This window comes from Brevundimonas sp. BAL450 (genome assembly GCF_015767455.1).
GTDB classification, from domain to species: Bacteria; Pseudomonadota; Alphaproteobacteria; order Caulobacterales; family Caulobacteraceae; genus Brevundimonas; species Brevundimonas abyssalis.
This window is the reverse complement of sequence record NZ_JADWOW010000047.1, coordinates 100600-111302: the sequence shown is the minus strand read 5'-3', so window position 1 is coordinate 111302 and position 10703 is coordinate 100600. Positions and strand designations below refer to the sequence as shown.

Genomic DNA, 10703 nt, shown 5'->3' with positions numbered 1-10703 from the left:
CAGTCAGTCGTTCGCCGCCATGGACGCGGCGAACATCGGGGGAGATTGAGACTTGGATAGACGTCAGTTCCTCGCCGCGTGCGGCATCGGAGCGGGGGGCACGCTGCTGCCCGGTTTCGCTGGAAGGGCCATCGCCGCCCAGCAGTTGGTCGAAACCATCGACCTCGCGGTCAAGAAGCGCCTGGCCGACGCCGGTCTGAGCGCGGCGTCAGGGGCGGGCGCCAGCTACTGCGACGTGCGCGTGGGCCGCTACCTGCGCCAGTTCGTGATCACCCGCGAAGCCAACGTCCAGAACATCGTCAACACCGAGTCCACCGGTGTGGGCGTACGGGTGATCGCCGACGGAGCCTGGGGCTTCTCGGCCACCAACGCCATGACGCCGGAAGCCGTGGCCGAGGCCGCCCGCCTGGCCACCGCCATCGCCCGCGCCAACGCCCGCAACCAGACCCAGCCGGTGCAGTTGGCGCCCACGCCGGGCGTGGGCGAGGTCAGCTGGCGCACCCCGATCCAGCGCAACGCCATGGAAGTGCCGATCCAGGAGAAGGTCGACCTGCTGCTGGCGGTGAACAACGCGGCCATGCAGGCGGGCGCCAATTTCGTCAATTCGCAGCTGTTCCTGGTCAACGAGCAGAAATATTTCGCCAGCACCGACGGGTCCTACATCGATCAGGACGTACACCGCATCTGGGCGCCCTTCTCGGTGACCGCCATCGATCAGACCACCGGCAAGTTCCGGTCCCGCGACGGCCTGTCGGCGCCGATGGGCCTCGGCTACGAATATCTGGATGGCCGCGCCGAGGAGAAGATGGTGTCGCCCAACGGGGTGGTCAGCTATCGCAACTCCTACGACATGGTCGAGGACGCCATCGCCGCCGCCCACCAGGCCCGCGAGAAACTGACGGCCAAGTCGGTGGAGCCGGGTCAGTATGACCTCGTGCTGGACCCGAACCATCTGGGCCTGACCATCCACGAGTCCATCGGCCACCCGCTCGAGCTGGACCGGGTGCTGGGCTACGAGGCCAACTATGCGGGCACCAGCTTCGCCACCCTGGACAAGCGCGAAGAGCGCTTCCAGTACGGCAGCGAGATCGTCAACGTCTTCGCCGACAAGACCGAGGCGGGCAGCCTCGGCGCCGTGGGCTATGACGACGAGGGCGTGGCGACCAAGAGCTGGCCGCTGATCCAGAACGGCCGCCTGGTGGATTATCAGGCCACCCGCGATCAGGCCCACATCCTTGGCAAGACCGAGTCCGACGGCTGCTCCTACGCCGACTCCTGGTCCACGGTGCAGTTCCAGCGCATGCCCAACGTCTCGCTGCGCCCGGGCACGACGCCCATGACCGCCGCCGACATGATCGCCAATGTTGAGAACGGCATCTACATCCTGGGCCGCGGCTCGTTCTCCATCGACCAGCAGCGCTACAACGCCCAGTTCGGCGGCACCCTGTTCTTCGAGATCAAGGACGGCCGGATCACCCAGCCGCTGGAGGACGTGGCCTATCAGATCCGCACCCCCGAATTCTGGAACGCTTGTTCGGCCATCTGCGACGAGACCGACTATCGCCTGTTCGGCTCGTTCTTCGACGGCAAGGGACAGCCCAGCCAGGTCTCGGCCGTCAGCCACGGGTCGCCGACGACCCGCTTCGACGGCATCAACGTCATCAACACCGCGCGTTCGCTCGGCTGATCGGATCGGGGAAAGAATACAATGAGCATCATGACCGAATCCGAAGCCCGGACGATCCTGGAGAAGGTGGTCGCCCTGTCGACCGCCGACGAGTGCGTCGCCCAGTTGACCGGCTCCGTCGACGGCAACATCCGCTTCGCCCTGAACAACGTCTCCACCAGCGGCGTGGTGACCAACACCGAGCTGTCGGTGCAGGTGGCCTTCGGCCGCCGCGTGGGAACCACCACCATCAACGAGTTCTCCGACGCCGCGCTTGAACGCGCGGTCCGGCGGGCCGAGGATCTGGCCCGGCTGGCGCCCGAAAACCCCGAGTTCATGCCGGCGGTGGGCCCCCAGACCTATCGCCCCACCGCGACCTGGAGCGACGCCACCGCCGCCGTCACGCCCGAACAGCGGGCCGAGGTGGCGCGGGCCTCCATCGCGCCCTGCCGCGCCGAAAACCTGATCGCCGCCGGCTTCCTGGACGACAGCGCCAGCTTCGTGGCCTTCGCCAACAGCAACGGAGCCTTCGGCTATCAGCGCGCCACCGGCATGGACTACACCTGCACCGTGCGCACCGAGGACGGCACGGGCTCGGGCTGGGTCGGCCGCAACCTGAAGGACATCAGCGGCTTCGATCCGGCCGCCGACATCCAGGTGGCCATGCGCAAGGCCGCGGCGTCCGCCGAGGCGCGCGCCCTTGAGCCGGGCAAGTACACCGTCATCCTGGAGCCCGCCGCAGCGTCCGGGCTGATCACCTTCATGACGCGCTACTTCGATGCGCGTCAGGCCGATGAGGGTCGCAGCTTCCTGTCAAAGGCAGGCGGCGGCAACAAGCTGGGCGAACAGGTCTTCGACCCGCGTGTGAACTTCATCAACGACCCCTGGCACGAGGGCGCCGAGACCCTCCCCTGGGACGGCGACGGCCTGCCGCGCGAGCGTCGGGCGCTGGTCGAGGACGGCCGCATCGCGAACCTCAACTATTCGCGCTACTGGGCCGACCGGCAGGGCCAGCCCGTCGTGGGCCAGCCGGGCAACCTGATCATGCTGGGCGGAACCAAGTCCACCACCGATCTGGTGCGCGAAACCGAGCGCGGCATCCTGGTGACCCGCACCTGGTACATCCGCATGGTGGACCCGCAAACGGTGCTGCTGACCGGCCTGACCCGTGACGGGACCTTCTACATCGAGAACGGCGAGCTCCGTTACCCGGTGAAGAACTTCCGCTTCAACGAGTCGCCGGTGATCATGCTCAACAACATCGACGACCTGGGTCGGCCGGTGCGGGTGGCGGGGAACAACTCGTCCTTCACCGTGATGATCCCGCCGATGCGCATCCGCGACTTCACCTTCACGTCCCTGTCGGACGCGGTCTGACCGGTGCGCGCGTGTCTCAGGCTTCGATGACGCGCGCGGACTGCCTTCGACTGCTGACCGGCGGCGCGGCCGGGGCCCTTCTGGGCGCCCTGCCCCGCGCCGCCGGCGCCCGGCCGGTCTATGATTTCTGGTTCACCCGGCTGCGCTATGACTCCGGCAATTGGGACGTGGACCGGCGCATGCCGTCCAACATCCTGACCTCGCTGGTGGACTACACCAACCTGCGCGTCGATCCGGAAGAGCGCGTGATCAGCCTGGCCGACCCGGCCATGCTGACCGCCCCGTTCTGCTATCTGTCGGGCCACACCCTGGTGGAGTTCAACCAGGCCGAATCCGCCAATTTCGAACGCTATGTGCGCAACGGCGGCTTCGTCTTCGTGGACGACTGCAACCATGACATCGACGGCCTGTTCGCCCGGTCCTTCGAGCGGCAGATGGCCCGCATGTTCGGGGACGACGCGCTGGTGACCCTGCCCAACGATCACCCGATCTACTCGAGCTTCTTCACCTTCGACGGCCCCCCCACGACCAGTTTCGAGCTGAACGGCTGGGGCGACGATCTGGTGCACGACTACCTCAAGGGCATCGTCATCAATGGCCGGGTCGCGGTCCTTTACAGCAACAAGGATTACGGCTGTGAGTGGGACTACGACTGGCGCAACAAGCGCTTCCTCGCCGAGGACAACACCAGATTCGCGGTCAACATCATCATCTACGCCCTGACCGCCTGATTTCATTCGATTTTCCTCCCCGGAGTTCCGATGAGTACGCCAACCGAGTCCGACGTCGCCGCAAGGCTGGAGCAATTGAACCGGCTTCGCGAGGCGATCGGCCAGGCCGTGGTCGGCCAGGACGAGGTGGTCGAGCAACTCCTGATCGGCCTGCTGGCCGGCGGCCACTGCCTGATCGAGGGCGTGCCCGGCCTGGGCAAGACCCTGCTGGTCCGCACCCTGGGCCAGGCGCTCTCGCTGGAATTCCGGCGCGTGCAGTTCACCCCGGACCTGATGCCCAGCGACATCCTCGGCACCGAGGTGCTGGAGGAGGATCACGGCACCGGCCACCGCCATTTCCGCTTCCAGCCCGGGCCGGTGTTCACCAATCTGCTGCTGGCCGATGAACTGAACCGCACCCCGCCCAAGACCCAGGCGGCCCTGCTGGAGGCCATGCAGGAGCAGACTGTCAGCTACGCCGGGGTGACCCACGCCCTGCCCGAGCCGTTCTTCGTGCTGGCGACCCAGAACCCGCTGGAGCAGGCGGGCACCTATCCCCTGCCCGAGGCCCAGCTGGACCGCTTCCTGCTCAACATCCGGGTGAACTATCCCACCGAGGCCGAGGAGCGGACGATCCTGGTGCAGACCACGGGCCGGGCCTCGACCGCTGTCCAGCCGGTGATGCACGGCAAGGACATCCTGACGCTTCAGGCCTGGTGCCGGGACGTCCACGTCAGCGACGGTCTGCTGAACTGGATCACCGCCCTGGTGCGCGCCAGCCGCCCGGGGCCGGAGGCGCCCCGGGTGGTGCGCGACTATGTGGCCTGGGGCGCCGGGCCCCGCGCGGGACAGGCGCTGGTTCTGGCGGCCAAGGCCCGGGCCATGCTGCACGGGCGGTTGGCGGCCACCCGCGAGGACGTGGCGGCCCTGGCGGCGCCGGTGATGCGTCACCGCATCCTGCTGTCCTTCGCCGCCGAGGCCGAGCGCAAGAGCCCCGATGACGTCATCGCCGGGCTGCTGGCCGCCCTGCCCGCGCCGGCCGGAGACTAGGGTCCCGTCGTGTCCCCCCTCGCCCTGCCCCCTGACATGCGCAGCCGACTGCGGCGCCTGTCGCTGGTTCCGCGGCGCGCCACCACCCTGACCGGGGCCGGCGCCCACGCCAGCCGCAATCGCGGCGGCGGGCTCGAGTTCGCGCAGTACAGGGCCTACGAACGGGGCGACGACCTGCGGCAGGTGGACTGGAAGCTGTACGCCCGGTCGGACCGCTTCTTCGTCCGCGACGCCGAGCGGGAAAGCCCGCTGGCCCTGTGGATCGTCATCGACGCCAGCGCCTCCATGGCCCAGACCGATGTGGCCCGCCCGGACTGGTCGCGCTTCGACGCCGCGCGCCGCATCGCCGCGGGCCTGATGGAGATCGCCCTGCGCCAGGGCGACCGCTTCGGCGTGGTGGTGGAGGCCGGGGATGGCCCCCTCATCATCGAGCCGGGCGCCGGGCCCCGCCATCGGGATCAGGTCCTGCTGGCGCTCGGCAGGCTCCATGCGGGCGGCGTCGGATCCTGGGCACGCGACATGGCCGCGTTCGGCGGCAAGATGGGCCGCAGCGACCTGATCGTCCTGCTCACCGACGGCTTCGACGAGGGCTGTATTGACGCGGCCGAGCAGCTGGCCCGATCCGGACGCGACCTGTGCCTGATCCAGATCCTGACCGCCGACGAACGCGACTTCCCCTTCGACCACGGCCACCGCTTCCGCGACGTGGAGGGCGGGGCCGAAGTGCTGGGCGACGGCCGGGCCATGCGCGACGACTTCCTCGCCCGCTTCGCCGAGGCCCGCGCGGCGCTGGACGCCCGCCTCGACGCCCTGGGCGTCCGGCACGCCGCCCACTTCATCGACCAGCCCGCTGACCAGCCGATCCGCGACCTGTTCCGCACGGGCGGCCGCCGATGACCCCGGCCCTGCTCCTGCCCATGGCCCTGGCTGCGCTGCTGGCGCTGGCGATCCCGGTCGTCATCCACATCTCCAGACGGACCGAGAGCCGCGTCATCGATTTCGCCGCCCTGCGCTGGCTGACGCCCAGCCCCCGGCCGCGCCGACGCCCCCGGATCGACGAGCGCCTGCTGCTGCTCCTGCGCCTGCTGCTGCTGGCCGCCCTCGCCCTGTGGCTGGCCCGGCCAGTGCTGTGGGGCGTGGAGGACGCCCGTCCGGTCATCGCCGTCGCACCCGGCCTCGATCCCGCCCCGGTCATCGAGGCGGCGCCGCGTGACGCCCGGCTCGTTTGGCTGGCCCCCGGCTTTCCCGCTCTCGGAGACGCGGCGCCCCCGGCATCCACCGGCACGGTCAGCCTCATCCGTCAGCTGGACGCTGAACTCGCTCCGGACGCTCCGCTGGATGTGGTGGTCCCACCCCTGCTGGAGGATGCCGACGCCGAGCGCCCCCGCCTGACGCGCCCCGTTACCTGGCGGGTGTCCGATCAGGCTGCCGCAGCCGAACAGCCCATGCCCGCCGCCGCCCCGGCCCTGACCGTCCGCCATTCCGCTGAAGCCCGGGACAGCGTGCGCTACGTCAGCGCGGCCGCCAGTGCCTGGTCGCCGCCGGACGCGGAGCCCGCGCTCGACGTGGCCGCCGTCGACCAGCCTCTGGGCCCGGAGACGCGCCATCTGGTCTGGCTGGCGACCGGCCCTCTGCCGGAAGCCGTCGCCGACTGGATCGAGGACGGGGGCGTCGCCCTCTTGTCCCATGACGCCCGTCTGGACCTGGACGCCCCGCCGGTCCCGGTCTGGAGCGACGCCGCCGGTCGTCCCCTCGCGACGACCGGGGTGCGCGGCCGGGGACGTGTCGTCCAGTTCACCCGCCCGCTGGAGCCGGCGGCCATGCCGCAACTGCTCGACGCGGACTTCCCCGATGCGCTGGAGCGCCTTCTGGTTCCCCCCGTGACGCCCAGCCGCGTCGCCGCCGCCGATCACGCGCCCCTGACCGGCGCGCGCGCCTACGCCCTGCCGCCTCTGGATATCCGGCCGTGGCTGGCCCTGCTGATCGCCCTGCTGTTCGCGGCGGAGCGCTGGCTCGCCACCAGCGCCAGACGGGGCGCGGCGCCATGAGCCTGCACCCGGTTCTTCGCCGCCATCAACGCGCCGTCCGCAACCGCCTCTGGCTGGAGGCGCTGGCCATCGCCCTGCCGATCGTGATGGCCTGCGGCGTCCTCGGCTGGCGCCTGTTCGGGCTGCCCGCCGCATTGGTCCTCGCCCTGGCGACGGCCGGCCTGCTCGCCCTGGCGGCCGGGCGCCGGGCGCAGTCCTGCGGCCCCAGCTGGCTCGCCGCCCGTCTCGACGCCGCCTCGCCCCGCTTCGAGGACAGCAGCGACCTGCTGTTCCAGGACTCCGCCGCCCTGCAAGGGTTCGCCGCTCTCCAGCGCCGCAGGCTTGAAGCGAGGCTCGAGGAGTCGCCGGGCCTCGACCTGCGCCCCGACTGGTCGCGCCGCAGAATCGTCGGCGCCTGGCTGGCCGCCGCCATGGTGATCATGGCCGCCCTGTTCTGGCCGCAAGGCCGGGCGGCGCCGACAGAGTCCCCCAGCCCCGCTTCCGAAGCCGCCGAGCCGGACGCGCCCCGCATCACCCGCACGCGCCTTCGCATCGTGCCGCCCGGCTACACCGGCCTCCCCGCCCGCGAGCAGGCCGAACTGGACGCGCGCGTGCCCGTCGGATCCCGGGTCGAATGGCTGCTGGATGTCGCGCCCCGTCCCGACACCGTGTCCGCCGCATTCTCTGAAGGCGGCCGCCTCGCCTTCAGCCGCCGCCGCGATCGCTGGAGCGCAACGCGGGTCATGGACCAGTCCACCCTCTACCGCATCGAGGCGGACGGCATGGCGCGCCAGCGCCTGCACCGCATCGACGCCGTTGAAGACGCCCCGCCGGTCGTCAGTCTGGTCACCCCGGACAGCCAGCTCGTCCTCGCCGCCGCCGGCCAGACCACCTTCGCGCCCGTGTTCGAGGTCAGCGACGACTATGGGGTCGCCACGACCGCCGAACTCCGCATCACCCTCACCCAGGGCGAAGGCGAGGCCATCACCTCGGAAAGCCGCACCTTGACCGTTCGCGGGCGCGGCGACGGGCGCAGCAAGCGGTTCTCCGCGACCCTGAACCTGGCCCGCGAAGGACTCGTCGGCCCCGGCGACCTGATCGTCCAGCTGGTGGCGCGCGACAACCGGCGGCCCCGGAGCCAGGTCACCGAAGGCCCCAGCGTCATCCTGCGCCGGTCCGCCGCACTCGGTTCGGCCGACGGACTGGACGGCCTGCTGCGGCCGGTCATGCCCGCTTATTTCGCCAGCCAGCGCCAGATCATCATCGACGCCGAGGCCCTCGTTGCGGAACGGCGAGACCTCGAGCCCCGCCAGTTCCTGGACCGGTCGAACGGCCTCGGCGTGGATCAGGCGCGCCTGCGCCTGCGCTACGGCCAGTTCCTGGGCGAGGAGACGGAAGGCGGCGGCCTGGCCCTGCCCACCAACGACGCCCCGACCCTGCCGACCAACGACACGCCCGCGCCCGCTCCCGAGGTCCATGGCCCCGACGACGGCCATGATCATTCGGACGAGGAACTGGCGTCGTTCGGCTCGGCCGTCGATGTGCTTCGCGAATACGGCCACGCCCATGACGACGGCGACGCGGCCACCCTGTTCGATCCGGGCACGCGGTCGACCCTCGGCAACGCCCTCGACGCCATGTGGAGTTCCGAGCGGGCCCTGCGTCAGGGACGGCCCGAGGAAGCCCTGCCCTTCGCCTATCAGGCGCTGGAGTTCCTGCAGGAGGCCCAGAGGGCCGACCGCGTCTTCCTGCCGCGAACCGGCTCCGATCTGCCGCCGCTGGACATGTCCCGCCGCCTCACCGGCGACCGCGACGATATCGGCGCGCGCCTGCCGCCCGTGCAGTCCGCCAATGCAGACCCGACGCTTGAACGGGCGTGGCGCGCGCTGGATGACCGGCCCGGCGGCGGCCGTGTCGATCTGGACGGGCTGGAACGTTGGGTGCGGGGCGCTTCGGGCCGACTGGAGGATCCGCTCGGCCTGATCGCCGCCATCGACACCCTGCGCGCCGAGCCGGGTTGCAGCGACTGCCGCCGCGCCCTTCAGGCCCTTCTGTGGGACGCCATGGGCGCGACGCCGGCGCGGGTGGAGCGCCGTGAGGCGCCGAACCGCCGCGGCCGCCGCTATCTGGAAGCGCTGCAATGAGCGACGGGGGGACGACTCTGCATTGGGTGACGGCGTCCGTGATCGCAGCGGCGGTTCTGGCCGGGGCGGTGCGCCTCCTGCTCTGGCGCCGCGCGTCACGAGCCGAGGCGCCGGTCTGGCGGCTGGCCGCCCTGCTCGGCCTGCAGCTGACCGCCGCCGTTCTGCTGTACCTGACCCTCAATCCGCCGCCGACGGCCGTGGGCGCCGCCGCCCTGCGCATCGTGACCTCCGGGCAGGTCGCCGGGACGAACCCCGGCGAAATCCCGGTCGCCCTGCCGGAGTCCGATGCCCCGGCCGTCGTCCGCGTCCCCGACCTGGCGACGGCCCTGCGCCGCTTCCCGGAGGCCCGATCCGTTCGGGTCTCGGGCGACGGCCTGCCCCCCCGCGACCAGGGCGCCCTGCCCGTTCCACTCGAATACGAGCCGGGACCGGCGCCCGTGGGGCTGGTGGAATTCTCGCCGCCATCACCGGCCGCGCCCGGCGCAGGCTTCGAGGTGGGCGGCCGGGTCGGGGCCCTTGCGGCTGGGGTCGTCGAGCTCGTGGACCCCGCCGACCAGATCGTCGACCGCGCATCGGTGGAAGCGGGAGACCGCTTCCAGCTCGCCGCCTACACACGGGCGGCCGGGCTGACCCTGTTCCACCTGCGCCTGCGCAACGCCGAGGGCGCCCTGGTGGAGGAGATCGCCGTTCCCGTCGAAACGCGGGACGCCGCCGCCGTCCGCATGATGGTGCTGGCCGGCGCGCCCAACCCGGAGGTGCGCCAGATCCGGCGCTGGGCAGAGAGCGCCGAACTGGACGTCAGCCTTCAGGTCGATCTGGGGGCGGGCCTCAGGCTGGGCGACGCCGCCCCCCTCACGGCCGCCGGGCTCTCAGAGGTCGACCTGCTGGTGATCGACGACCGCCGCTGGGAGACCCTGCCCTCCCCCTCGCGCGGCGCCGTGGCTGCGGCAGTGCGTGACGGGATGGGTCTGCTGCTGCGCCCCACCGGCCCGATCGGCGGCGAGACCCGACGTCAATGGGCCTCGCTGGGCGTGTCGCTCTCCGGCACGGGGGACGCCGTCGCCCCGCCCGACGACTCCGGGGGCCTGACCCGGCTGGATCTGATCCATGGCGGTCAGGCTGCGGTCCCCATCCTGCTCGACGACCAGGAGGCGGTCACGGCCGGCTGGTCCAGCCTGGGACTCGGCCGCGTGGGGGTGGTCACCCTGGTCGACACCTACACCCTGGCCCTGACCGGCCGGCCCGAGCAGCACAGCCGGATCTGGGGGGCGGTCGTCTCCGCCCTGGCGCGCCCCGATGACCAAGCCCGTCCGGAGGTCGAGAGCCTGGCATGGTCCGGACGGCGCATGGCGGTGTGCGGTCTGCAGGACGAGGGTCGGGTCATCGACCCGTCAGGGACCGCGCGAGGCCTGATCATTGACCCGAAGGCCGGCGGCCGACGCTGCGCCGCCTGGTGGCCGGACACCGCCGGATGGCATGTGGCCGTGGATGATCGGGATCAGCAAACCCCCTTCTACGTGCACCCCGCCGATGCGGCCTCATCGCTGCTTCGCGCCGCAGACCGCCAGGCCACACTGGACATGGCGTCCGCCACGCCGGACGCAGACGCGCGCGCCCGGAGACACGTCGCGGGATCGCCCTGGCCCTGGTTCACCGGCCTGCTGGCCTTGCTGGCCCTGCTGTGGTGGCTGGAACGGCGCAGGCCCCGGCAGGATTAGGTTGCGGGGTC

8 protein-coding genes are annotated in these 10703 nt (G+C 71.2%); all 8 read left to right on the top strand.

Translation table 11 applies throughout. The features are described 5' to 3' along the window. Positions 1-52 precede the first annotated feature (52 nt). The 8 genes from IWC96_RS06995 to IWC96_RS06960 are packed head-to-tail and all read left to right on the top strand — an operon-like array spanning position 53 to position 10692. Positions 53-1687 carry a TldD/PmbA family protein gene (locus tag IWC96_RS06995; protein WP_021698182.1) on the top strand — a complete coding sequence of 545 codons (1635 nt, stop codon included), beginning with the start codon at positions 53-55 and terminating at the stop codon, positions 1685-1687. A 21-nt stretch (positions 1688-1708) separates the two neighbouring features. Continuing rightward, positions 1709-3043: a TldD/PmbA family protein gene (locus IWC96_RS06990; RefSeq protein WP_021698181.1), complete on the top strand. Its 1335-nt coding sequence runs from the start codon at positions 1709-1711 to the stop codon at positions 3041-3043. 26 nt (positions 3044-3069) lie between these two features. Next, positions 3070-3774, top strand: a complete 705-nt coding sequence (locus IWC96_RS06985; RefSeq protein WP_231378944.1) for a DUF4159 domain-containing protein — start codon at positions 3070-3072, stop codon at positions 3772-3774. A 30-nt stretch (positions 3775-3804) separates the two neighbouring features. Next, positions 3805-4803 (top strand): MoxR family ATPase, encoded by a 999-nt coding sequence (locus tag IWC96_RS06980; protein ID WP_196838637.1) that lies wholly within the window; start codon positions 3805-3807, stop codon positions 4801-4803. A gap of 9 nt (positions 4804-4812) precedes the next feature. Then, positions 4813-5700, top strand: a complete 888-nt coding sequence (locus tag IWC96_RS06975; RefSeq protein ID WP_196838636.1) for a DUF58 domain-containing protein — start codon at positions 4813-4815, stop codon at positions 5698-5700. Then, positions 5697-6851, top strand: a complete 1155-nt coding sequence (locus IWC96_RS06970) for a BatA domain-containing protein (RefSeq protein WP_196838635.1) — start codon at positions 5697-5699, stop codon at positions 6849-6851. The genes IWC96_RS06975 and IWC96_RS06970 overlap by 4 nt, the downstream gene beginning before the upstream one ends. Next, positions 6848-8974, top strand: coding sequence for a DUF4175 family protein (locus IWC96_RS06965; RefSeq protein WP_196838634.1), 2127 nt, complete (start codon positions 6848-6850; stop codon positions 8972-8974). The genes IWC96_RS06970 and IWC96_RS06965 overlap by 4 nt, the downstream gene beginning before the upstream one ends. Next, entirely contained in the window at positions 8971-10692 is a 1722-nt protein-coding gene (locus IWC96_RS06960) for a hypothetical protein (RefSeq protein ID WP_045319341.1), read from the top strand. Before IWC96_RS06965 ends, IWC96_RS06960 begins: the two co-directional genes overlap by 4 nt. The last annotated feature ends 11 nt before the right edge of the window (positions 10693-10703 follow it).